This is a genomic window from Aminobacter sp. MSH1, from assembly GCF_003071665.1.
GTDB lineage: Bacteria > Pseudomonadota > Alphaproteobacteria > Rhizobiales > Rhizobiaceae > Aminobacter > Aminobacter niigataensis.
Genome location: NZ_CP026265.1, coordinates 453,055 through 477,883, shown reverse-complemented (window position 1 = coordinate 477,883; position 24,829 = coordinate 453,055). Strand labels below are relative to the sequence as shown.

Sequence of the window (24,829 nt, the reverse complement as noted above, 5' to 3'; positions counted from 1 at the left end):
GGCGCGCGTCCCCGTTCGTGGGAGGAAGCTTACTTGAACAGCGCTTCGGCGTCAGCGATCGAAAGCTGGCTGGTGTAGGAGAAGTAGCCCGGCTTGCCGTCGAGCTCCTTGGCGACCTGATCGACGTTCTTGCCGTCGATGAAGGGGATCGGCAGGTACATGGCGTTCTTGTACTGGCCAGCCGTTGCCGGCTCCTTCAGTTCCTTGCCTTCAAGCATCAGCACGGCGACGTTGAGTGCCGAAGCCATGACGCCGGGAGGGTTCACCGAAGCGCCCGAGTTCAGCTTGTCCTTGACCCAGAGGTCGATGAAGTCCTTGCGGATCTCGCCGGTGGCGGCGATCGACGACTGCTTCTTGGCATCGATGATCGACTTCCAGGCGCCGGCCGCCATGCCGTCCTGCACCCAGACACCGTTGATGTCGGGGTTGGTGGCGAGCAGGTTCTGCATCGCCTGCTGGCCCTGGGCCTGATCCCAGTTGGCGTTCACTTCATTGACGATCTTGATGTCGGGATACTGGCCGAACACTTCCTTGTAGCCGGCGACGCGCATCTCGTTGGCCGGGTGGCCGGCGACGCCGTTGATGGCAACGACGTTGCCCTTGCCGCCGAGCGTCTCGGCCAGCCACTTGGCGCCTGCGGCACCCCAAGCCTTCTGGTCGATGCCGACATAGGTGGCGTCGGGCGACGACACTTCGGCGTCGGTCGAGATCACCAGGATGCCGGCTTCCTTGGCCTGGGCAAACACCGGATCGAACGCCGTCGGGCTGTTCGGGTTGATGATGATGGCGTTGACGCCTTCGCTGATGAAGTTGCGGACGTGTGCGATCTGGCCGGGCACGTCGACATTGGCGCTCTGCACCACGACCTCGACATTGACGCCCTTTTCCTTCCAGGCCGCTGCTGCTGCCTGTGCCTGTTCGATCATCTGCGTCCGCCACTCCGAGCCGACCCAGCCGTTGGACAGGCCGATCTTGTAGTCGGCCGCCTGGGTCGAGAACGCCGACACGGCCAGCGCCGCGACGGTGGTGAGCGCCAGTGCTGCAAATTTCTTCATGAATTCCTCCCGATGCAAAAACTGCTGCAGCAGATGATAGCCAGAAAATGTAATCGATTTCAATCGGCATTTTGCAAGGGTTTGCGGAACATTCGATTGCCTCAAAATGAGGTCGCCGGCAGGCCCTTCGAGGTGAACCTTTCCCGGCGTTGGCGCGACCAACGTCCAGGCGCCGCGTGGTGCGGTGTCATGAAAGGAAAACCCAATGACCACAGACACCAGGTGTTGCGGGTCACCGCGAGCACCCGGAGCACGGCGCGACCACCGCCTCAGGGACAGGGTGGACGCGTTGGGCTTCGGGCTTGTTCCATTGACCCTAGGTAAGCCCCGGCGTATCGTCGCGCCGAGGGACAATAGCAGGACTGCAAGGGAGGAAAGTGCCGGGTATCAGCGCTTCGCTCTCGCATGCGCTCCAGCACCTTCTTCCACACAACTCGGGAGAGGTGTCATGCCGTGCTTTCGTGGTGGTTTCGGTGCGCTCGCGCATGCAGCCGGACCGTCAGGCAACCGCCTGGGAGCACTCGCGCTGAACGCCGGCATGATGGCGCTGGCGCTCGCCGCCAATCTCTGGCTGGCGCCACAGGCCGGCGCCCAGGAAACCCAGATCATCAACCCAGGATCGATGGCGGTCACCGGCTTTTCCGGCACAGTCATTCCCGGTATCGAGGAAGGGTTGCCGCCCGGCGTCGACCCGGTAGACGAAACCTTCATCGACACAGAGCGCGCAACCTTGCGCGTTTTCGACGTTTCGGCCCTCGGCGGGCCGCCGTCGGGCCAGCTCGTCAATACGCCGTTGCCCTTCGAGGTCCTCGCCGGCCAGATCGGCCAGGTCTTCGCGCTGACCTATGACGACGGTGTTCGCGACGGCACCCCGTCGGGCGTGCCCGATCTCTACGCGGGCGCGACCTCGCTGCACGGCATCCGCATCGTCACGCCTGATGCCGACGACGACGGACGGCCTGAGCGCCAGCGCCGCGGCATCGCCGGCGCCACCTTCATGGCCGGCCAGTTCGGCGAGGAGAATGGCGGCGGCCCCGGTACGATCTGGCGGATTGACGGCATCTCGGGTGCTGTCACCAAGTTCGCCGACATCGACACCAACAGTGGTCCCGGCATTGGCGACGTTACCTTCGACAAGGTTCATCGCCAGTTCTTCGCCTCCGACCTCGACACTGGCCTGATCCACCGCATCGACGCAACGGGTGCACTGATCGACACCTTCGACCATGGCGTCACGGGCCGCCCGGTGCGCGGGCTGGCACCGACTGCCGATGACGGCGCGGTGATGGACATTGCCGGCGCCGCCTTCGACAGCGAGGACCCCGGCACCTGGGGCTATACCCAGGACGAGCGCCGCGTTTGGGGCGTGGCCTTCCACGGTGGCCGCGTCTACTACGCGGTCGGTGACGAGGCTGAGATCTGGTCGGTCGGCATCGCCCGCGACGGCAAATTTGCCGGCGACCCGCGCTGGGAGCTGACCGTCGAGGCCGACAAGGACCTGCCGGTCACCGACATCGCCTTCGACAGCAGGGGCTTCATGTATCTGGCCCAGCGCGGCGAGGTCGAAAACCGCTTCGACTACAGCCAGTTCGCCGACACCGGCGATGGCGAGGTCATCCGCTACTGGCGTGAAAGTCCCGATGATCCGGCGACCGAAAGCATCTGGGTGTCGGTGCCGCAGGAATATGCGGTCGGCTTTCCCGAAGGCAATCGCCAGTCGGCCGGCGGCATCGACCTGCAATATGGCTATGACGCGCAGGGCTTCATCAACCCCAACGCCTGCACCGACACCATCGTCAAGACCGGCGACAAGCTCAGGGACAACCCGGCCCTGGCCGAGCAGCTCGCCGCGGGTGGTCCGCTTGCCGTCCATGGGGTGCAGATCACCTCGACCTCGCTCGTGAAGCCGGCGAACGTTCCGCCTTTCGGATCGTGGTTCGTCGACTTCGACAGCTTCTATGAAGATCCCGAGGTCGAGGGACATGTCGGCGACGTCGAGATATGGCGGCCATGTGAAGGCCGCGCCGGCTATTACGAGCAGATTCCCTATCCCGGCGACTATCCGACGCCGCTGTGGCCGCCGGATTTTCCGCCGCCTGGCAACATCCCGCCCTGCCTCGACGTCGAGGCAGTCGAGTATTTCTGCACCCCGGCCGGGCTCGAGGCCGATCTCTATGTCCGTGACGTTGCAGGCATCGGCGGCGATTCCGTCAAGGCCGATTCCAGGACGCCGGGCGTTGGCATCTCACCGCTTCAGCAGACCAAGCCGGCAGGCGCGCCGTTCACCATCGGGGTGACCGGCCACTTCCCCGGCGACACGGTCAATGTCGGCCTGTGCTTCTACAAGCAGTCCGACGCCGACAGGGGCGGCTACTACCCTTGCTGCAAGGTGGTGGTGCCGCTCGAAACGCCCGCCGCAAGCTGCGAACCGTGAGGGAGGGAGAGATGAACAGTCGCACTCCCGTCCCGCTCGACAGCAAAGCCAACGTCATGGAGACGATCATGAAACCCCTGTCATTTGCCAGGCGCGGTGCGCGCTGGCTGGTGGCGGCAGGTATCGCGCTCGCCGCCATGCCCCTGTCGCCGGCAGCCGCCCAGCCGTTGCCCGATGTCGTGCCTGAACTGAGGCTCGACCGCATCGTGCCGCATCCCGGGCATGACGACGTCGTGCCGTTCTTCACCAAGAAGGGTGCCCAGCGCAATTGCGACTATGTCGTCTATAATCTGCGCTTCGGTGCCCGCGGCAATCCGGAAAAGTTCTTCGACCCGGCCTTTGCCAACGGTCTCAAGACGTTGCGGATGGATTTCCGCGACCAGCTTGCGCCCGGCCTGAAGATCGTCAACGTGCAGGCCAGCGGCGACGGCACCGATGCCGTCGGCGGACCGTTGCCGGCAGCCGGCATCGGCACCACCGTCAACCCGAACGACACGGCGACCATCGCCGACTTCCGGCTGTCGGCGACCGATCTCGACGGTGTCGGCGCGCCCAACGAACGCTACATCGACATCCGCATCACAGCTCTGATCGACCACGCCGCCTTCCCGGCGCCCACGGTCGTCGACAACCAGGGCTTCGTCAAGCTGTCGGCAGGCCCCGGTTCGATCGAGATCCCCTCGCACGATCCGGCCAAGCCGGACGATGGCGATTTCCGCACTGGCGAGAAGACCCAGATCCGCATCGACGTCACCGACTGCGAGCCGCCTCCGCCACCGCCTCCGGGCGGCGACGAGCCGTGCTTCAAGGTCGAGACCGGCGATGTCGACTGCGTGCCCGGTGGCGGCGCCTACATCTACAACATGCCTGTCGGGCCCGAGATGGCCGGCCGCTGGGTGCAGCTGCGCACCACCACGCCGGGCATCACCATCGACCCGCCGATGCAACTCGTTCCGCCCGGTGGCGGCGTGCTGCACTGGGAGATCGAAGGTGCAGTACCCGGCGATGTCGTGCATCTGATCGTCACCGGCATCGAAACCTATGCCGGTCCGGAAGAGGGCGTCGGCCTGTGCTGCACCCAGACGGTCGACATCGTCATTCCCCCCGACCTTCGCTGCCCGCCCGACAAGGAACAGGACATCAAGGTCGAGAAACGTGCCGACGTTGCCCGCTGCACGGTCCTTGGCGGCTGCAACTTCACTATCCGCGTCACCAATGTCGGCGACGGCCCCTACAACGGCAAGATCGTGCTCGACGAGGTGACCTTGCCCGGCAACGCCACGATAGATTCCGGGCCCAACGCGCCCTGGACCTGTCTGCCGGCAACCAGCCCGATGAGTTGCGAGCATCCCGCGACCACGCTCGATCCCGGCGAATGGGTCGATCTCAAGATCGGCTTCAAGCCCGGACCCGGCTGGGAGGCGAGCTTCATCCGCAATTGCGCCGAGTACGACTACACGGCGAGCGAAAAGCCCGACGTGTTCGGCCGCACCGACAACGACAAGGCGTGCGCCAGCATTCCGATCTGCAAGCGCGGCGATCCCGATTGCCGTCCGCCGGTGGAAAAGAAGGTCGACCTGCGCATCACCAAGGACCCGCGTTCGGTGTCCTGCAGTGCCGATGGCGTCTGCAGCTTCCTGATCCGTGTCTACAACAACGGTACCCAAAACTATGTCGGTCCGCTGACTGTCATCGACGACTATCCCACCGGAGCGCCGACGTCCTCGACCTTTGGCCCGACGCCGCCCTGGGCTTGCGGGCCTGCCGGTCCCGGCCAGTTCCGCTGCGATCATCCGGGCGTGGCACTGGTGCCCGGTGCGTCGGTGCCGCTTTCGGTGGTCGCCATCGTGCCGGCGGACTATCCGTCCGACATGATCCGCAACTGCGGCGAGGTACGGGCGATCCCTGGTGAGACGGTGCTGGTCAACAACAAGGCCTGCGCCACCATGCGCATCCCGCATCCGGGGCGGCCGCGGCTGACCGTTGCCAAGACCGGCGACCGGCAGTGCGAGACGGGCCGGCCCTGCACGTTCGAGATCACCATCACCAACAGCGGCACCGGTCCCTTCAACGGTTCGGTACGCATCGGCGATGCCATCGGCGTGGATGGGCTCGGCAGGCTGGATGGCGTTTCGATCAGCTCGATCGAACCGCCTTTCGGCTGCACGCCCGAGCCAGCGACGCTGCCATTGTCCTGCGTCACCAACATCAGCCTCGGCGCCGGCGAAAGCCGCGTCCACAGGGTGACGGTGGTGATCCCGGACGACGGCCGCCTCGCCAATCTCCCCCGGCCGGTGCCGGCACAGAACTGCGTTGCCGTGCTTCCGCCCGACACGCCGGTTCGCGGGCTGGACCTGGCCGGTGGCACGGCCCTCCCGGGCGGTCTTGGCGCCGGCAGTCCCTATGCCTGCCACCGCTTCCTGATCGACCATGAGGTCAAGCAGGAGTGCTCGGAAGGCTTCGTGCTCAACCAGGCCGGCCGTTGCATCTGCCCCGAAGGCACGGCGTTCCGCAATGGCCAGTGCGTGCCCGATGGCGGCACGGTGACGCCGGTTCCGCCGGTCAAGCCGCAATGCCGCCTGTTGCCGGGACAGATCCGCACCGAGGACGGACGCTGCATCTGCCCGCGCGGCACGGACCTCAAGAACGGCAAGTGCGTGCGGCCGGAACAGCCGCCGGAACGGCAGTGCAAGCTGCTGCCCGGCCAGATCCGGACGCAGGACGGAAGCTGCATCTGCCCGCGTGGCACCGAGCTGAGGAACGGCCGCTGCGTCAAGGATGTGCCGCCGGTACGCCAGTGCACGCTGCTGCCGGGCCAGATCCGGACGCAGGACGGGCGCTGCATCTGCCCGCGTGGCACAGAGCTGAGGAACGGTCGCTGCGTCAAGGATCAGCCGCCGGTGCGCCAGTGCAAGCTGTTGCCCGGCCAGATCCGGACGCAGGACGGGCGTTGCATCTGTCCGCGCGGAACGCAGCTGATCCGGGGCGCATGCCGCAAGGCACCGACGACGCAGTGCCCTGACGGCACGTCGCTGGTGCGTGGCCGCTGCGTGCCGGACCGTCAGGACACCGTCTGCCGCCGTGGCGAGGTGCTGATCAACGGCCAGTGCATGACCATCGAGCGTGAGTGCCCGCGCGGCACGGTCGGCCAATATCCGAACTGCCGTCCGATCCGCCAGCAGCCCACGTTGCAGATCCCGATCAACCCGGATGTATTCCGCGGCCTGATCCCGCAGAGACGGGAGCAGCAACAGCCGAGGACCAACAACATCATTCCGCAGTGATCGTCACAAGCGCATGTAACCCCGCCGGCCGGTCCGGCGGGGTTCTGCTTTTCCGGGGTTTATACGGCGATGTGGCTGCATTCCGGTCTCGACAAGCCGGGCGCCGGAGATTAGGCAAGCCGGAAACCGGCTCTGCCCCTTTCGAAAGGCCTGAACGTGAGCAACAAAACCCTGATTGCGCCCTCGGTGCTGTCGTCGGACTTCTCGAAACTCGGCGACGAGGTCGAGGCCATCGTCGCCGCCGGCGCCGACTGGATCCACCTCGATGTCATGGACGGCCATTTCGTCCCCAACATCACCTTCGGCCCCCCCGTCATCAAGGCGATCCGCAACCGCACCGACAAGGTGTTCGACTGCCACCTGATGATCGCGCCGGCCGATCCCTATCTCGCGGCCTTCGCCGACGCCGGCTGCGACATCATCACGGTCCATGCCGAGGCCGGGCCGCATCTCGACCGCTCGCTGCAGACGATCCGCAATCTCGGCAAGAAGGCCGGTGTCTCGCTCAACCCGTCGACGCCGGAATCGGTGATCGAATACGTGCTCGATCGGCTCGACCTGGTGCTGTTGATGACCGTCAATCCGGGCTTCGGCGGCCAGGCCTTCATCCCGGCCGTTATCGAGAAGGTCAAGCGCGTCAAGGCGATGATCGGCAACCGTCCGATCGACATCGAAATCGACGGCGGCGTGACGCCAGAGACCGCGCCGCTGGTTACTGCAGCGGGAGCCAATGTACTGGTTGCCGGCAACGCCGTGTTCAAGGGTGGGCCGGCTGCCTATGCCGCGAACATCGAGGCGATCCGGGCGGCGGCGGACAAGGCTGCGATCTAAGCGAGAGAATTTGCCCCTCACCCTTACCCTCTCCCCGTGAAGGACGGGGAGAGGGGGGCGTCAACGTTGCCGTTTGTCCCTTCTCCCCGTCATTACGGGGAGAAGGTGCCGGCAGGCGGATGAGGGGCAGCGCCGCCGTACGCGGACTTGGATCCTCGCCCCCAATTCGAACAGTAAATACCCCCGCCCCTAACCCCTCCCCACAAGGGGGAGGGGAACTAGCTCCTCACGGCTTCGGCCTGGATTGTTGAACTTTGGCGCTGAACGGTTGGTCCCCCTCCCCCTTGTGGGGAGGGGTTAGGGGTGGGGTGTGAGCGCGAAAGCAGGTCGTTAGGCAAGCTGCGAGGGAGCATTGCGCCCCATCCAACCTATGCGGAAAACACCTTCTTGCCGTCGATCCAGGTGCCCGACACATCGAGCGTGTCGGTGAGTTGCACGGCGTTTGCCGCATAGCCCCTGGCCAGCCGCCCGAGGCGCTTTTCCTGCCCGACCGCCTCCGCCGGATAGAGCGAGGCCATGCGGATCGCCTCGCCGAAGTCGTAGCCGATTGTCTCGTGCATGAAGCGGATCGCCGAGATCATGTCGAGGTCGGCGCCGGCAAGCGTGCCGTCCTCCAGGGTCAAACGGCCGTTCTCGCGCTTGATGGTGCGGCCGTTGAGCGTGAACGACTTGAGATCGGTGCCGATGGTTGCCATCGCGTCGGTGACCAGGAAGATGCGCGCCGGGCCGTTCTTGGCTTTGAGCGCGATCTGCATCGTCGCCGGGTCGACATGGATACCGTCGGCGATCAGCCCTGCGGAGAACGTGCCGATGTCGACTGCCGCGCCGGCAAGGCCGGGCTCGCGGTTGCCGATCTGGCTCATGGCGTTGAACAGATGCGTCGCCATCGACGCGCCGGCCTCGGCATATTGCTTCGCCGTGCGGTAGCTGGTGTCGGTGTGGCCGAGGCTGACGACGACGCCGGCATCCGCCAGCGCCTTGATCTGCGCTACCGTCACCGATTCCGGTGCCACCGTGGTCAGCAGCACAGGCATCGACGGACGTGCGGCGATGAGCGCTGCCTGCTCCGCCGCGTCCATCGGGTGGATCAGCTTGGGATCGTGCGCGCCCTTGCGGGAGAGCGACAGATGCGGCCCCTCGAGATGCAGGCCGAGGAAGCCGGGCATCTTGCGCTTCGCTGCTTCCGCACCCGCGGCGATGGTCGAGCGCGTGATCTCGGGTGTGTCGGTGATCAGCGTTGGCAGCACCGCCGTCGTGCCGAACGGCATTTGCGCCTTGCAGATGATGTCGAGGGTGTCGACGTCGGGCTTGTCGTTGAGCATCAGCCCGCCGCCGCCATTGACCTGGAGATCGATGAAGCCGGGGACGAGCATGGCGCCGCCTCCGGCCACCGCCACGCCGGCTGGCACGGCATCGCGCCGGACGATGCCCTCGACCAGTCCGTCAACGACGATGAGCGCGGCATCGTCGTGCCACGCCTCTCCGTCGAAGATGCGCCCTGCAGCTATCGCAAAACGATCGCTCATATCGTTTCGGTCACTTTCCTGAGATTGGGCGGGCTGTCGGGGTCGAGGCCGCGATGGCGGGCGAAGGCCTCGACGAAGCCGTAGAACGAGGCGATCAGCATCAGCGGATCGGTCAGCGGATGGCCGGTGGCGACATGCGGCAGCACCTTGGCCTTTTTGGCCAGCGAAGACGTGATGTGGATCGCTGCACCGCGCGCGGCAAGGCCGTCGGCGGCTTCGGCGATCGACGGCTCCGAGGCGTCGCGGGCGGCAAGCGCCAGCACCGGGAAGCCCGGCCGCACCAGTGCCAGCGGGCCGTGCATGACCTCTGCCGCACTGTAGGATTCGGCGTGCATGGCGCAGGTTTCCTTGAACTTCAGCGCCGCCTCGTTTGCGATGGCAAAGGACGGGCCGCGGCCGAGGATGAACAGCGAATTGCCGTCGGTCAGGTCCCCGGCAATGTCCATCCAGTCGCATTCGACTGCCTTGGCGAAATGCTCGGGCAGGGCCTTCAATGCTGCGAGCAACTTGTCGTCGCTGGTCCAGTGGGCGAGCACGGCCAGGCCCGCTACCGCCGAATTGACGAAGGTCTTTGTCGCCGCGACGCTTTTTTCGACGCCTGCCTGGATGTCGATGGCATGGTCGGATGCGGCTGCCAGTGGCGAGCCGGCGGTGTTGGTGAGCGCGATCGTCAGCGCGCCGCCGGCGCGTGCGCCTTCCGCCATGGCGACGATGTCGGGGCTCTTGCCCGACTGCGAAATAGCAAGGCAGGCGGAATCGGCGAGCTTCAGCTCAGCGCCGTAGATCGACGAGATCGACGGGCCAATCGAAGCCACGGGGAGACCGGCGGTCAGCTCGATGGCATATTTGAGGAAGGACGCCGCATGGTCGGACGAGCCGCGCGCAACCGTGGTGACGAAGCGCGGCGCCGCGCGCTTGAGATGCAGGCCGGTTTCGGCCAGTTCCTTGGCCGAACCTTCGAGCAGGCGCGCTGTCGCTTCGGGGATTTCGGCGATTTCGCGCCGCATGTGCGTTGTCGCGTTCAAGCGATGTCTCCTTCTTGCCCATCCGGGCCGGGTAGCCTTAGTTCAGCGACGAAGTCATAGGCGTCGCCACGGTAGATCGACTTGGTGAACTCGATCACCTTGCCGCTGGCAAGGTATGAGATGCGATCGATCTGCAGGCAGGCCGAACCTTCCGGCACGACCAGCAGCTTGGCCTCGGCGCCGCCGAGATTGACCGCCGAGATGCGCTGCACGGCGCGCACCGGCCGGTGGCCGGTCTTGCCCAATGCCATATAGAGCGACGTTGTGACTTCGCGAGGGTCGGGCAGCACCGAAGCCGAGATTGCCGCGCGTTCGATCGCCAGCGGCGTCTCGTCGGCGATGCGCAGGCGGCTCAGCCTGGAGACGAGCTCGCTCGCCGACAGCCCGAGCACCATCATCTCGTCGGGCGAGGGCGGGTAGACGCCGCGCTCGAGCCATTGCGAGCGCGCCGCCATGCCGCGCCGGGCCATGTCTTCGGTGAACGACGTCAGTCGCGACAGCGACTGCTCGACGCGCTCCATGCGCGGCGCCACGAAAGTGCCGGAGCCATGGCGCTGGACCAGCACGCCGGACTTGACCAAGTCCTGCACCGCCTTGCGCACGGTGACGCGGGAAATGTCGGCCTGGGCTGCGATGTCGCGTTCCGAAGGCAGGGCATCGCCGGGGCCGATCAGTCCGCGCCTGACTGCATCCTCGATGTTCTTCTTGAGCTGCAGGTAGAGCGGCGCGCCGCTCTGGCTGACGTCGCGCAGGGCTGCGAAAATCCGCTCGGCGGCGTCATCCATGGCCGCCTCCCGCCTTGCCGAATGTCCTGGCCGCCATTGCCACGGCGCCGCCGAGCGCGTCCTGCAGCGGCGGATGCATGATCGCGCGGTAGCGCTTCGAAAGCAGTGGCGCATAGAGGCCGGCAAGCCCGCCAAGCAGGCACAGCCGCTCGGTTGGCGCCAGATCGAAGACAGCGAGCGTTTCCTCGACGTCGGCGACGGCACGCTCGACAAGCTTCTGGCCGAGAGCGTCGCCTTTCGCTGCGTGCTCGAACACCATTGGCGCGAATGCACCGTAGTCGCCGGGCTTGGCAGCCGTGGTGAATTCGACGATGTCGCTGGGGTCGCGGTTGAAACGCTCGAGCATGATGTCGGCGAGCGGCGTGCCGGCATGGACCTTGTCATGGACCAGCAGCGTTTCCTGCAAAAGGTCGCGGCCGATGCGCGCGCCGCTGCCGAGATCGCCGATCTGGAAGCCCCAGCCGCCGACGGGGCGGAGCTGTCCCTTCTGGCGTGCAAGATAGACCGTGCCGGTTCCAAGGGCGGCAATGGCGCCGTCATATTCGCCGAGCGCGCCTTCGAGCGAGATCAGCGAGTCGTTTTCGATGCGGCTGTTCCGGAACGGCAGCATGGCTTCGAGCCGCTGCTTGTAGTCGCCGACATTGGCGCCGGCGAGGCCGAGCACGGCATCGGTCGTGCCGATCAGCGCGGGGTCGCGGCCGGCATCGGCAAATGCCAGACGTGCGGCTTCGACGATATTTTCACAGGCGCCTGCGAGGTCGGTGCGGATATTGGCGGGTCCGCCCCGCCCGCGACCCAGAATGTCGCCGGTCGCGCTGGCCAGTGCGGCCCGGCAGCCGGTGCCGCCACCATCTATCCCGAGCACAAGATCCACGGCGTTTTCTCCTCGTGATGGATAATACCAATAAAATACCAATAGCCAAGTGTTAAATTCCCGCTTCCGGGCAGGCTTCTGCATAATGTTGAATTTTATAGATTTTTCGGCCTGCCTTGCATTGCAGCAAAGGAATTTGTTAACGCCGCTGGACAAGTGGTATTTTTTTGGTATTGTCGATGAAAGGGAGAGACAGAATGGCGCCAACGCGTACCGAAGCGGTGCATAAAGATGCCGGGGGCATTGATGCCCAGGCACCTGAATCCGTTCTTCGCCTGCTTGCCGCAGCGCAGGTCGAGGCTGCCGGTGCCGTTCACGCTGCCATCCCCGCAATTGCCGAAGCTGCCGCCAAGATCGCCGAGCGCCTCGCTGCCGGCGGACGTCTTGTCTATGCTGCGGCCGGCAGTTCCGGCCTGATGGCGCTGGCCGATGCGCTCGAGCTTCCCGGAACCTTCGGCATTCCCCGCGACCGCGTCGTCATCCTGCTTGCGGGCGGCACCGACAGCCTTGTCAATCTCACCGGTGCGCCGGAAGACGATGCCGGGCAGGCCATGAAAGAAGTCGCCGCCGCCGAGCTCAATGCCGGTGATTGCCTGATCGCCATCTCGGCCAGCGGCTCGACGCCTTTTGCCATAGGCGCGCTCAACCAGGCCCGGCGCCGCGGTGCTGCGACGATTGCGGTCGCCAACAATGCCGGTGCGCCGATGTTCGACATCGCCGAAATTTCGGTCCTCCTTGCCACGCCGCCGGAAGTCGTTGCCGGCTCGACCCGCATGGGCGCCGGCACGGCGCAGAAGATCGCGCTCAACATGATGTCGACGCTCGTCGCCATCCATCTCGGCCATGTCCATGACGGCTACATGGTCAATCTTCATGCCGACAACATCAAGCTGCACGAGCGCGCCGCACGCATCGTCTCGGCGATTGCAGGCTGCGACACGGCCACCGCGAAAACCCTGCTCGAAAGGAGCGGCGGCTCGGTCAAGGTGGCGATCCTTTTGGCCTCGGGCGCGGCAAGCCCGGAGGCGGCAAACCAACTTCTGGATGGGGCGGGCCAGAAACTGAGGTCCGCTCTGTCGAAGCTCGAGGGGAGCAGAGGCTCTCATCAGTAGAGGCCCGAGAGAAAGTAAACAGGGAGAATGGAAATGAAACATAGGTTGCTTACTGGACTTCTGATGGCGTCCAGCATCCTCGGCTCCGCCGGGATCGCGCTCGCCCAGGACAAGACGCTGACCATCGAGAGCTGGCGCAATGACGACCTCGCCATCTGGCAGGAAAAGCTGATCCCGGCGTTCGAAGCCAAGAACCCCGGCATCAAGGTCACCTTCTCGCCGTCGGCTCCGACCGAGTACAACGCCGCGCTCAACGCCAAGCTCGATGCTGGCTCGGCTGGCGATCTCATCACCTGCCGTCCGTTCACGTCGATCGACCTCTATGGCAAGGGTCAACTTGCCGATCTGACTGCGCTGCCCGGCATGGAGAACTTCTCCGATGTCGCCAAGTCCGCCTGGCAGACCGACGACGGCAAGGCGACCTTCTGCGTGCCGATGGCGTCCGTCATTCATGGCTTCATCTACAACAAGGAAGCCTTCGACAAGCTCGGCATTGCCGTGCCGGCGACCGAAGAAGAGTTCTTCGCCGCCCTCGACAAGATCAAGGCTGACGGCACCTACATCCCGATGGCGATGGGCACCAAGGATCTCTGGGAAGCCGCGACCATGGGCTACCAGAACATCGGCCCGAACTACTGGAAGGGCGAGGAAGGCCGTCTGGCGCTCATCAAGGGCGAGCAGAAGCTGACCGATGCCGACTGGGTTGCGCCGTTTGCGACGCTCGCCAAGTGGAAGCCTTATCTCGGCGACGGCTTCGAGGCGCAGAGCTACCCCGACAGCCAGAACCTGTTCACGCTCGGCCGCGCCGCGATCTTCCCGGCCGGCTCGTGGGAGATCTCGACCTTCAACACCCAGGCGCAGTTCAAGATGGGCGCCTTCCCGCCGCCGGTCCAGAAGGCTGGCGACACCTGCTACATCTCCGACCACACCGATATCGGCCTGGGCCTGAACCCCAAGAGCGCGAATGCCGATGCCGCCAAGGCCTTCCTGTCCTGGGTCGCTTCGCCTGAATTCGCCACGATCTACGCCAACGCGCTGCCGGGCTTCTTCAGCCTGAACTCGGCGCCGGTGAAGATGGAAGACCCGCTCGCCCAGGAATTCGTCTCCTGGCGTGAGAAGTGCAAGCCGACCATCCGCTCGACCTACCAGATCCTGTCGCGCGGCACCCCGAACCTCGAGAACGAGACCTGGGTCAAGTCGGCCAACGTCATCAACGGCACTGAGACCCCGGAAGCCGCTGCTGCCGAACTGCAGAAGGGCCTCGACAGCTGGTACAAGCCGGCTAAGTAAGATGCGGCGGGCTTGATGCTCGCTCGGGAGGGCGCCGCTTCGGCGGCGCTCTCCCACCCCTCGGACATTCGAACCTTGCGGACTCGAAATCTGGGGTTGAACGTTGGCGTACAAAGATGCGCTACTGCTTCCGACGGCCGTTGGCGGGAAGCCCGCTGAGGTCCATCCTCGCTATCACCATCAACGGCCCGACACGGCCGGACCAGGGAATTTGAGATGTCGGAGCAAAGCCTAGAGCATAGCCAAGACAAGAGACCGACGCGTTGGCACATTGCCGTCTTCCTCGCGCCGGCCCTCCTGGTCTACACCGCCGTGATGATCCTGCCACTGTTCGGCACGCTGCAGCTGTCGTTGTTCCGCAGCATAGACAATGTGCAGGTCTTCACCGGCCTCGAAAATTTCCGCACGCTGTTCGGCGATCCGCGCTGGTCGAACTCGTTCTGGAACGCGCTCGGCAACAATACCTGGTTCTTCATCATCCATATGCTGGTGCAGAATCCGATCGGCATCCTGCTTGCCGCCCTGCTGTCGAGCCCCAAGCTGCGGTTCTCCGCCTTCTACCGCACGGCGATCTTCATTCCGACCATACTGTCCTTCGTCATCGTCGGCTTCGCCTGGAAGCTGATCCTGAGCCCCTTGTGGGGTGTCGCGCCCAACCTGCTCGATATGGTTGGTCTCAAAAGCCTGTTCGTGCCCTGGCTCGGCAAGGAAGAATATGCGCTGACCGCGCTCAGCCTGATCTCGGTATGGCAATTTGTCGGCATCCCGATGATGCTGATCTATGCCGCTATGCTGTCGATCCCAGAAGAGGTCATTGAGGCTGCCGAATGCGACGGCGTCACCGGCTTCTCCCAGTTCTGGAAGATCAAGCTGCCGCTGATCCTGCCTTCGATAGGCATCATCTCGATCCTGACCTTCGTCGGCAACTTCAACGCCTTCGACCTGATCTATTCGGCGCAGGGCGCGCTGGCCGGGCCGAACTACGCCACCGATATCCTCGGCACGTTCCTCTACCGCACCTTCTTCGGCTTCCAGCTGCAGACGGGCGATCCGAACATGGGCGCCACCATCGCCTCGATGATGTTCTTCATCATCCTCACCGGCGTCTGCGTCTACCTTTTCCTCATCCAGACGCGGCTGCGCCGCTACCAGTTCTGAGGGTGTCATGAGCAAGGCTGCCACATCCCTGCCGCGCACCATCGGCGCACACGCGATCCTTTTGACCTACACCGTCATCGCGCTGTTCCCGGTGATCGTCATCGTCGTCAACTCGTTCAAGTCACGCGCCGCGATCTTTCGCTCGCCGCTGACGCCGCCGACGGCCGAGACCTTCGACCTCATCGGCTACACCACTGTGATGGCGCAGGGCGACTTCATCCAGTATTTCCAGAACAGCCTGACGGTCACCGTCGCCTCGCTGTTCCTGGTGCTGCTGTTTGGTGCCATGGCGGCGTTCGCGCTGTCGGAATACCGCTTCAAGGGCAACACCATGATGGGCCTCTATCTGGCCCTCGGCATCATGATCCCGATCCGCCTCGGCACCGTCGCGATCCTGCAGCTGATGGTGGCGTCAGGGCTGGTCAACACGCTGACAGCACTTGTCCTGGTCTACACCGCTCAAGGCCTGCCGCTCGCCGTTTTCATCCTCTCCGAGTTCATGAAGCAGGTGTCGGACGACCTCAAGAATGCCGGCCGCATCGACGGGCTCTCGGAATACCGCATCTTCTTCCGCCTCGTCCTGCCGCTGGTCCGACCGGCCATGGCGACGGTCGCCGTCTTCACCATGATCCCGATCTGGAACGATTTGTGGTTCCCGCTGATCCTGGCGCCCGGAGAGTCGACCAAGACCGTCACGCTCGGCGCCCAGGTCTTCATCGGCCAGTTCGTCACCAACTGGAACGCCGTGCTGGCGGCGCTGTCGCTCGCCATCCTGCCGGTGCTCGTCCTCTATCTATTCTTCTCGCGGCAGCTGATCCGCGGCATCACTTCCGGAGCAGTCAAGTGAGCACTGAAAAGCCCCTACGCGTCGTCGTTGCCGGCCTCGGCAATATGGGCCGCAGCCACGCGCTGGCCTATCACAACAACCCCGGCTTCGAGATCGCAGCCCTCGTCAACCGTTCCGATGTGCAGCTGCCCGCGGGCATGGAAGGCTACGCCATCCAGCGCTCGTTCGAAGGCACGATCCGCGATTTGAAGCCTGACGTGGCCTCGATCAACACCTATTCCGACAGCCATGCCGACTACGCGGTCATGGCGCTGGAAGCCGGTTGCCATGTCTTCCTCGAAAAGCCGCTGGCAACCACCGTTGCCGACGCGGAACGTGTCGTGGCCTGCGCCAAGGCCAATGGCCGCAAGCTGGTGATCGGCTACATCCTGCGCCATCACCCTTCCTGGATGCGGCTGATCGGCGAGGCGCGTGCGCTCGGCGGTCCCTACGTCTTCCGCATGAACCTCAACCAGCAGTCATCCGGCCACAAGTGGGACACCCACAAGCAACTGATGAAGACGACCTCGCCGATCGTCGACTGCGGTGTCCACTATCTCGACGTGATGTGCCAGATCACCGATGCCGAGCCGGTCGAGGTGCGCGGCATGGGCTTGCGCATGACCGACGAGATTGATCCGGCGATGTACAATTACGGCCACCTCCAGGTGCTGTTCGCCGATGGTTCGGTCGGCTGGTACGAGGCCGGCTGGGGCCCGATGATGTCGGAGACCGCCTTCTTCGTGAAGGACGTCATTTCGCCCAAGGGCAGTGTCTCGATCGTCGTCAACGAAGCCGCCACCAAGTCGGATGACGTCGATGCCCACACCAAGACCAGCATGATCCGCGTCCACCGCGCCGATCTCGGTGCCGATGGCAATTTCGTCCATGCCGACGAGGACCTGTCGATGAAGGACGAGCCTGGCCATCAGGGCCTTTGCGACCGCGAGCAGGCCTTCGTGCTGAAGGCCATCCGCGAGGACATCGACCTCACCCGTCATATGGATGACGCCGTCAAATCGCTGCGCGTGTGCCTGGCTGCGGACGAAAGCGTCCGCACCGGCCACCCCGTGAAGCTCTAGAGACAGGAAAAGCCCGTGGGTTCGCTCAAGATCGAAAATGTCAAAAAGTCCTTCGGCCCGGTCGAGGTGCTGAAAGGCATCGACCTCGACGTCAAGGACGGCGAGTTCGTCGTGTTCGTCGGCCCGTCCGGCTGCGGAAAGTCGACGCTGCTGCGCATCATCGCCGGCCTCGAGGACGCATCGTCGGGCGACGTGCTGATAGACGGCCAGAGGGTCACCAACGCGCCGCCCGCCAAACGCGGCATCGCCATGGTGTTCCAGACCTACGCGCTCTATCCGCATCTCAACGTGCGCGACAACATGGCGCTCGGCCTCAAGCAGGCGGGAACGCCGGCCGCCGAGATCGACCAGCGCATCGGCGCATCTTCGGCGATGCTGTCGCTGGAGCCCTATCTCAAGCGCCGTCCGGCAGAGCTCTCCGGCGGCCAGCGCCAGCGCGTCGCCATCGGCCGCGCCCTGGTGCGCGAACCGAAGCTGTTCCTGTTCGACGAGCCGCTGTCGAACCTCGACGCGGCGCTTCGCGTCAATACGCGCCTGGAGATCGCCCAACTGCACAACCGGCTCAAGGCGACGATGGTCTACGTCACCCACGACCAGGTCGAGGCGATGACGCTGGCCGACCGCATCGTCGTGCTCAATGCCGGCCGCGTCGAGCAGGTCGGTGCGCCGATGGAACTCTACAACAAGCCGGCGAACCTGTTCGTCGCGGGCTTCATAGGCTCGCCCAAGATGAACTTCATCGACGGCGCGCGGCTGGGCGAAACCGCCAAGACGGTCGGTGTCCGCCCCGAGCATATCGCAGTCAGCGACACCTCCGGCGCCTGGAAGGGCACGGTCATCCACGCCGAACATCTCGGCGCCGACACCAACGTCTTCCTTGAGACGGAAAAGGCCGGCCTCGTCACCATTCGCCTGTTCGGTGAGTACCAGACCGGCCCTGGCGCCACGCTATACGCGACGCCCGATGCGGCCCGCACCTATCGCTTCGACGCGGATGGGCGGGCGCTGGGCTGACAGCGGCAGTAGACAACGCCCCCTCACCGGTTCGCTGCGCGAAGCACCTCTCCCCCATGGCATTGGGGGCGAGGAACCCAAGTTCTGTTGTGACCCAGCCTTCACGGTTAGCGTTTCCTCTCCCCACGGAGTGGGGGAGAGGTGGCCGTGAAGCGGCCGGTGAGGGGGCTACTTCGCTCGTAGTTGCGAGGTGGAAATCACATCCACGCCATCATCCCCAATCACCACCCCGAACATCGCAGCTGCCTGCTCGCGCGTGTAGTAGCCGAGCCCGACATCGCGCAGCACCAGTTCGGGATCGCGTGAAAGCGGATCGCCATAACCGCCACCGCCCGGCGTGCTGACCAGAACCCGGTCGCCGGCCTTGAGCGGAATGTCCTGCTCCTTCGACAGATGCGGCGGCACATGCGGCTGCCCGTCGCGAAAAACTGTCACCGTATTGACGGCACCATCCTTGCCTCCGAGCGCGCCCTGCGGGCCGAAGCGGCCATGGTCCATGACGAAGGAGGCGCGGGCTTCGCCGCGCAACAGCTCTATCTCGTAGGCGAGGCCGAAGCCGCCGCGCTGCTTGCCCGCGCCGCCCGAGCCTTCGCGCAACGCGTATTGCCGGTAGAGCACCGGATAGGCCTGCTCCATGATCTCGACCGGCGGCGATTTCGAGATGCCGATGGTCGAGCAGCCATTCGACAGCCCGTCATGGTCTGAATTGCCGCCATAGCCGCCGCCGGAGATCTGGTACATGACATAGTCGCGGCCGCGCGCCGGGTCGTTGCCGCCGAGCGCGAAGTTGCCGCTCGAACCAGCCGGTGATGCCGTCACCTTGTCGGGTGCTGCCTGCACCATCGCCGCGAACACCGCTTCGGCGATGCGCTGGGACACCTCCGCCGCACAGCCTGAAACCGGTCGAGGATAGCGCGCGTCGAGGAATGTGCCTTCCGGCCGCTTGACGATCAGCGGCTCGAAGGCGCCCGCACTGATCGGCACGTCGGGGAAGATGTGGCGCATGGCGAGATAGACCGACGAGAAGGTCGTGGCCAAGACGCTGTTCATCGGCCCAGTGCATGGTTTGGACGAGCCTGAGAAGTCGAAGGTCAGCGTATCGCCAGCCTTTTCGACCGATAGCGCGATCGTCAGCGGCGCGTCGACAACGCCGTCGGAATCGACGAAGGCCTTCGACCTGTACGTGCCGTCGGGCAGGGACGCGATATGCGCCCGCATCTGTTCGGCCGCCCGGCGTCGCAGCTCGGCGATGGCCTCGACAACGGTTTCGTCACCGTAACGATCCAGGATCTGGAACAGCCTGCCCTGCCCGACATGGAGCGCTGCCGCCTGGGCGCGGATATCGCCGATGCGCTGGTCTGCCACCCGGATGTTGGAGCAGATGATGGCGTAGATCTCGGGGTCCATGACCCCTTTCTTGAACAGCTTGACCGGCGGCAGGCGCAGGCCTTCCTGCTCGACCGCAGTCGCCGAGGCGGAAAAGCCGCCCGGCACCGCGCCGCCGATATCAGGCCAGTGGCCGGTGTTGGACAGCCAGCAGAAGATTTTTCCTTGGCGCCACACCGGCATGGCGAAACGCACGTCCATCAGATGCGTGCCGCCGAGATAGGGGTCGTTGACGACGTAGATGTCGCCCGGCTCGGGCGGCAGCACATGCCCGTCGGCAATCATCTCGATGATGGTTTTGGTCGAGTGCTGCATCACGCCGACAAACACCGGCAGCCCTTGCGACCCCTGCGCGATCAACGAGCCGTCGACGGCGGAGTAGATGCCGTCGGAGCGGTCGTTGGCCTCGGCGATGACGGGCGAGAAAGCCGCGCGCGAGAATGTCAGGTCCATCTCGTCGCAGGTCTGCTGCAGCGCCGCCTGGATGACCGAAAGGGTGATGGCGTCGAGGGTCATGACGTCACCCTTCTGCCGAGCAACAGCACCCCCTCACCGGTTTGCTGCGCAAACCGCCTCTCCCCCTGCCCGGGGGAGAGGAATCGCTGCTTGGGCGACGGCGCTTGTCTCGCTTCGGTTCCTCGCCCCCACGGAGTGGGGGAGAGGTGGCGAGCGAAGCGAGACGGTGAGGGGGTCTTCATCAACTCCCCACCTGTACAACAATATTCCCATCCGCATCGCTCCGCGCCCGGTCGCCTGGCTCCAACACGGTCGTCGCGTCCATCTGCTCGAGGATCGCCGGTCCCTCTATCCGGGCATCGAGCGGCAGCTTCTCGCGCGCATAGACCGGGGTGTCGCGCCAGCCGCCGTCGAACCATACCGGCCTGACCTCGCGCAGCGCCTCCGCAAGCGTCGCCGCCCGCCCGGCGGGATCGATCAGCCGGCTGAGGTCGATGTCGGGACGCACGCCAGTCACCGAGGTGTTGAGGTTGACGAGGTTGGCGCGGATTTCCGGCAGCTCGACCTTGAAGCGGGCAAAATAGGCCCTTTCGAACAATGTCTGCAGCGTGGCGCGGTCGACTTCTGCCGACGGCAGCGGTACGTTGATGAGATGCGTTTGGCCGATAAACTGCATGTCGGCGGAATGGCTGACGCGGATGCTGCGGGGCCGGATCGCCTCTTTGGCGATCAGCGTCTCGCCCTCGGCCCGGTGCTGCACCAGCACGGCCCGCGCCCGCTGCTCGTCGAGCGTCGCCACCGGCTGGTTGACCGTGTTGACGAAGTCGTGGCGCAAGTCGGCGACGACGCAGCCCAGCGCATTGGTGATGCCAGGCCGTGCCGGCACCAGCACGCGCGGCAGCCCGAGTTCGCGCGCCAGCGCCGAGGCATGCAGCGGCCCTGCGCCGCCGAAGGCAAACAGCGTGAAATCGCGCGGATCGTGGCCGCGCGACACCGACACCATGCGGATGGCGCCCGCCATCCTGATATTGCCCAGCCGCAGCACCGCACCGGCGGCCTCGACCCCGTCGAGCCCGGTCGTCTTGCCGATCCTGTCTGCGAAGACATTGCGCACCGCCTCGACCGTGACGGGGGTGTCGACCGCCAGCAGCTTCTTCGGGTCGAGCCGGCCGAGCACCAGGTTGGCGTCGGTGATCGTCGGCTCGGTACCGCCGCGGCCATAGCAGATCGGTCCGGGATTGGCCCCGGCACTCTCCGGTCCGACCTGGATCAGTCCGGAGGCATCGACGCGCGCGATCGAGCCGCCGCCGGCGCCCACCGTGTGCACCGCCACCATCGGCACATGGATCGGCATCGCATATTCGATCTCGATCTCGTTCGACACCGCCGGCTCGGCATTGAGGATCAGCGCCACATCGGTCGAGGTGCCGCCCATGTCGTAGGTGACGAGGTTCTCGAAGCCGGCTCGGCGTCCGGTATAGGCGGCGGCGATCACGCCCGAGGCCGGGCCGGACATGACGGTCTTCGCCGCCTCGCGGGTGACGAAGCGCGCCGAGATCATGCCGCCATTGCCGTTCATGATCAGGAAGTCGCGGCCATAGCCACGGCTCGCCAGCTCGTCGCGCAGCCGCGCGACATAACGTTCGAGGACCGGCTGCACGGCTGCATTGACCGAGGCCGTCACCCCGCGCTCGAACTCGCGCGCTTCCGACAGCAGCGAGTGTCCGGTCGTGATGTACCCGTTCGGCCAGGCCTCGGCGGCGATCTCGGCGGCACGGCGCTCGTGCGCCGGGTTGGCATAGGCGTGCAGGAAATGGATCACCAGCGCTTCGCAGCCGGCGGCAACCAGTTCGTGCACCGCCGCCCGCATGCCGTCCTCGTCGAGTGGCTCGCGCACGCGCCCCGAGGCCTCGACGCGCTCGCTGACTTCGAGCCGGAGGTTGCGCGGGATGACCGGCACGAAAGTGCCTGTCATGCCATAAGGCTGGGGACGGGTGCGGCGGCCGAGCTCGATCACGTCGCGGAAACCGCGCGTCGTGATCATGCCCGTCCTCGCCAGCCGCCGCTCCAGCACCGCATTGGTGGTGGTCGTCGTGCCGTGGACGATGAGGTCGATATCGGCGATGGCAAAGCCTGTCTCGGCAAGCGCGGCGATGACGCCATGTGCCTGGTTGTCAACCGTCGTCGGCGTCTTGGCGATGCGGACCGCGCCGCCATTCGCGCCGTCGACCAGCAGCAGGTCGGTGAAGGTCCCGCCCACGTCGATGCCTGCCACGACATTTCCCGCGTTTGCGGGAATATTCTCGTCCATGGACTAATCCCGAAAAGCCCGGACTACGATCATGTGCCAGTTTAGAAAGGCGTTTTATGCCACAATCTTGACGCTGATATCATTTGTATACTAATTAATAAGGTGAACAAGGCCCCACACTTTGCCTGTATTTCCGCAGCGCGCCGGTCCAGAAACGCCGCCCGCGCTGGGCGAGAGGTTTGATCGATGAACACTGCAGCAGCGCTGAAGACGGCCGACGCAAAGCCGCTTCAGTTCCCCATCCCTGCCAATGTCTACGCCGAAACGGTTGTTTCGGTGAAGCATTACACGGATCGCCTCTTCGCCTTCCGCATCACCCGGCCTCAGTCGCTGCGCTTCCGCTCGGGCGAATTCGTCATGATCGGCCTGCCCAATGCCGAAAAGCCAGTCTACCGCGCCTATTCGGTGGCAAGCCCGTCCTGGGACGATGAAGTCGAGTTCTTCTCGATCAAGGTGCCGGATGGTCCGCTGACCTCCGAGTTGCAGAAGATCCAGCCCGGCGACACCGTGCTGATGCGCCAGAAGTCGACCGGGACGCTGGTGCTCGACGCGCTGACCCCGGGCAAGCGCCTGTTCATGATCTCGACCGGCACCGGCATAGCACCCTTCGCCAGCCTGCTTCGCGATCCCGACACCTATGAGCGCTACGAGCAGGTCGTTTTGACTCACACCTGCCGCGACGTCGCCGAGCTGGCCTATGGCCAGGAACTGGTCGCCAATCTCGAGAACGATCCGCTGATCGGCGAACTGACCCACGGCCGCGTGACGCTCTACAATTCGACGACGCGCGAGGAATCCGAGCGCATGGGCCGCATCACCGCGCTCATCTCGTCGGGCAAGTTCTTCAGCGACCTCGGCATCGACAAGTTCGATCCCGAGACCGACCGCATCATGATCTGCGGCTCGATGCACATGCTGAAGGACGTCAAGGAACTCGCCGAAAGCCTCGGCTTCGTCGAAGGCTCGCTCAACGAGCCGGGCACCTTCGTCGTCGAGCGCGCCTTCGTCGGCTGACGGCTGATTGCGTCGGATCGGCCGCCGATCCGACGCCTTGACCATCCGGTCAAAATACCGCTGCACCCCTTTGGTTTTTTCGTCTATCTTCCGGCCCTAGGGGGCTCGTGGAGCGTCGCTCCGCGGGCTATTCTTTGTCGCGCCGCGCCAGGCGGTGCCTGAGATGTTTCGCCCGCCACAGTGTCACTTGAATGCTGGGTATCAGGAGGAAAGGCAGTCAGATGAGCGGAAAGCCGCGTGAAGCCGAATTGCAGTCGTCAGCGACTGTCATGCCTCTGCCGTCGCGGCTGGCGGCGAACGCTGCGGAGGGCCACGGGATCGTGCGCAATCCCGGCATGGCGCTGGACCTGGGGTTCGTGGAATCGATGCGCAGCGTCAACCGCTCGGCTTTGGAACGCCGGGTAGGCACGCTGACCAAGCGGCGTTCGATCAAGGCCGACAACCAGGCCGCCTGGCTGTTGCGCTCGATCTCGCTGATGGACCTGACGACGCTCAACTCCAACGACACCGACGAGCGCGTCCGCCGGCTCTGCGCCAAGGCTGTCTATCCGCTGCGGCGTGATCTTGTTGAAGCGCTCGGCCTGGGCGACACCGTGATCCGCCCGGCCGCCGTCTGCGTTTACCATCCTTTTGTCGCCACCGCTGTCGACGCGGTGAAGGGCGCCGGCATCCATGTCGCTGCGGTGTCGACGGCCTTCCCGCATGGTCTCGCGCCGCTTTCGACCCGTATCGCCGAGATCGAGGCGTCTGTTGCCGACGGTGCCGACGAGATCGACATCGTCATTCCGCGCGGACTGGTGTTCGGGGCGAAGTGGCAGGAGCTCTACGACGAGATCAAGGCTTTTCGCGCCGCCTGCGGCGAGGCGCATCTCAAGGTCATCTTGGGCACCGGCGACCTGGCGACACTGCGCAATGTCACGCTCGCCTCCATGGTGGCGATGATGGCGGGCGCCGACTTCATCAAGACCTCGACCGGCAAGGAGAGCGTCAACGCCACGCTGCCCGTCGGCCTCGCCATGGTCAGGGCGATCCGCGCCTATCACGAGCAGACCGGCTATCTCATTGGCTTCAAGCCCGCCGGCGGCATCTCGACGGCGAAGGTCTCGCTCGACTGGCTGGTGCTGATGAAGGAAGAACTCGGCCGGCCCTGGCTCGAGCCCGAACTGTTCCGCTTCGGCGCGTCGAGCTTGCTCACCGACATCGAGCGCCAGCTCGAGCACCATGTCAGCGGCCGTTACTCGGCCAACCACCGCCACGCCATGGCGTGAGGCTGCGCCCCTTACCCTCCCCCTTGTGGGGAGGGTCGCGCCGCAGGCGCGGGATGGGGTACAGCCCGACAGCAGACCAAGTAACTGATGTAACCGAA

18 protein-coding genes are annotated in these 24,829 nt (G+C 65.0%); 11 read left to right on the top strand and 7 right to left on the bottom strand.

The window, feature by feature from the left end; all coding sequences use genetic code 11:
• Window positions 1–29: 29 nt before the first annotated feature.
• The gene (locus CO731_RS02370; protein ID WP_108609586.1) at window positions 30–1,055 is read right to left on the bottom strand and encodes an ABC transporter substrate-binding protein; all 1,026 of its coding nucleotides are present in this window, start codon (window positions 1,053–1,055) and stop codon (window positions 30–32) included.
• A 538-nt stretch (window positions 1,056–1,593) separates the two neighbouring features.
• Between CO731_RS02370 and CO731_RS02365 the strand changes: the two genes are divergently transcribed.
• The 3 genes from CO731_RS02365 to rpe all read left to right on the top strand — a co-directional run bounded on the left by CO731_RS02365 (window position 1,594) and on the right by rpe (window position 7,604).
• Window positions 1,594–3,489 (top strand): hypothetical protein, encoded by a 1,896-nt coding sequence (locus CO731_RS02365; RefSeq protein ID WP_108609585.1) that lies wholly within the window; start codon window positions 1,594–1,596, stop codon window positions 3,487–3,489.
• A gap of 11 nt (window positions 3,490–3,500) precedes the next feature.
• Window positions 3,501–6,773 (top strand): hypothetical protein, encoded by a 3,273-nt coding sequence (locus CO731_RS02360; protein ID WP_108605787.1) that lies wholly within the window; start codon window positions 3,501–3,503, stop codon window positions 6,771–6,773.
• A gap of 156 nt (window positions 6,774–6,929) precedes the next feature.
• Window positions 6,930–7,604 carry a ribulose-phosphate 3-epimerase gene (rpe, locus tag CO731_RS02355; protein WP_108605786.1) on the top strand — a complete coding sequence of 225 codons (675 nt, stop codon included), beginning with the start codon at window positions 6,930–6,932 and terminating at the stop codon, window positions 7,602–7,604.
• Between the two features lie 368 nt (window positions 7,605–7,972).
• On the opposite strand, the gene nagA is transcribed toward rpe, so the two are convergent.
• From nagA to CO731_RS02335, 4 genes are read right to left on the bottom strand one after another with little or no spacing between them, the layout of a single operon-like run.
• Window positions 7,973–9,130: an N-acetylglucosamine-6-phosphate deacetylase gene (nagA, locus tag CO731_RS02350; protein ID WP_108605785.1), complete on the bottom strand. Its 1,158-nt coding sequence runs from the start codon at window positions 9,128–9,130 to the stop codon at window positions 7,973–7,975.
• Complete coding sequence (locus CO731_RS02345) at window positions 9,127–10,137, bottom strand: SIS domain-containing protein (protein ID WP_108605784.1); 1,011 nt, start codon at window positions 10,135–10,137, stop codon at window positions 9,127–9,129. Before CO731_RS02345 ends, nagA begins: the two co-directional genes overlap by 4 nt.
• A gap of 14 nt (window positions 10,138–10,151) precedes the next feature.
• Window positions 10,152–10,940 carry a GntR family transcriptional regulator gene (locus tag CO731_RS02340; RefSeq protein ID WP_108605783.1) on the bottom strand — a complete coding sequence of 263 codons (789 nt, stop codon included), beginning with the start codon at window positions 10,938–10,940 and terminating at the stop codon, window positions 10,152–10,154.
• Window positions 10,933–11,814: an N-acetylglucosamine kinase gene (locus tag CO731_RS02335; protein ID WP_108605782.1), complete on the bottom strand. Its 882-nt coding sequence runs from the start codon at window positions 11,812–11,814 to the stop codon at window positions 10,933–10,935. Before CO731_RS02335 ends, CO731_RS02340 begins: the two co-directional genes overlap by 8 nt.
• Before the next feature lie 197 nt (window positions 11,815–12,011).
• Between CO731_RS02335 and CO731_RS02330 the strand changes: the two genes are divergently transcribed.
• From CO731_RS02330 to CO731_RS02305, 6 genes are all read left to right on the top strand, one after another.
• On the top strand, window positions 12,012–12,926 hold the full coding sequence (locus CO731_RS02330) for an N-acetylmuramic acid 6-phosphate etherase (protein ID WP_108605781.1): 915 nt from the start codon (window positions 12,012–12,014) through the stop codon (window positions 12,924–12,926).
• A 33-nt stretch (window positions 12,927–12,959) separates the two neighbouring features.
• Entirely contained in the window at window positions 12,960–14,216 is a 1,257-nt protein-coding gene (locus CO731_RS02325; protein WP_108609584.1) for an ABC transporter substrate-binding protein, read from the top strand.
• Between the two features lie 216 nt (window positions 14,217–14,432).
• Window positions 14,433–15,374 carry a sugar ABC transporter permease gene (locus tag CO731_RS02320; protein ID WP_108605780.1) on the top strand — a complete coding sequence of 314 codons (942 nt, stop codon included), beginning with the start codon at window positions 14,433–14,435 and terminating at the stop codon, window positions 15,372–15,374.
• A gap of 7 nt (window positions 15,375–15,381) precedes the next feature.
• On the top strand, window positions 15,382–16,221 hold the full coding sequence (locus tag CO731_RS02315; RefSeq protein ID WP_108605779.1) for a carbohydrate ABC transporter permease: 840 nt from the start codon (window positions 15,382–15,384) through the stop codon (window positions 16,219–16,221).
• Complete coding sequence (locus CO731_RS02310) at window positions 16,218–17,282, top strand: Gfo/Idh/MocA family oxidoreductase (protein WP_108605778.1); 1,065 nt, start codon at window positions 16,218–16,220, stop codon at window positions 17,280–17,282. The genes CO731_RS02315 and CO731_RS02310 overlap by 4 nt, the downstream gene beginning before the upstream one ends.
• A 15-nt stretch (window positions 17,283–17,297) precedes the next feature.
• Entirely contained in the window at window positions 17,298–18,296 is a 999-nt protein-coding gene (locus CO731_RS02305; RefSeq protein ID WP_108605777.1) for an ABC transporter ATP-binding protein, read from the top strand.
• A gap of 168 nt (window positions 18,297–18,464) precedes the next feature.
• Here the strand turns inward: CO731_RS02305 and CO731_RS02300 are convergent, their stop codons facing one another.
• Complete coding sequence (locus tag CO731_RS02300) at window positions 18,465–20,198, bottom strand: hydantoinase B/oxoprolinase family protein (protein ID WP_108605776.1); 1,734 nt, start codon at window positions 20,196–20,198, stop codon at window positions 18,465–18,467.
• Window positions 20,199–20,379: 181 nt separating this feature from the next.
• The gene (locus CO731_RS02295) at window positions 20,380–22,449 is read right to left on the bottom strand and encodes a hydantoinase/oxoprolinase family protein (RefSeq protein WP_108605775.1); all 2,070 of its coding nucleotides are present in this window, start codon (window positions 22,447–22,449) and stop codon (window positions 20,380–20,382) included.
• Between the two features lie 186 nt (window positions 22,450–22,635).
• Here CO731_RS02295 and CO731_RS02290 point away from each other — a divergent pair, with 186 nt between their 5' ends.
• Window positions 22,636–23,463: a ferredoxin--NADP reductase gene (locus tag CO731_RS02290; protein WP_108605774.1), complete on the top strand. Its 828-nt coding sequence runs from the start codon at window positions 22,636–22,638 to the stop codon at window positions 23,461–23,463.
• 221 nt (window positions 23,464–23,684) lie between these two features.
• Window positions 23,685–24,731: a deoxyribose-phosphate aldolase gene (gene deoC, locus CO731_RS02285; protein WP_108605773.1), complete on the top strand. Its 1,047-nt coding sequence runs from the start codon at window positions 23,685–23,687 to the stop codon at window positions 24,729–24,731.
• Window positions 24,732–24,829: the final 98 nt, after the last annotated feature.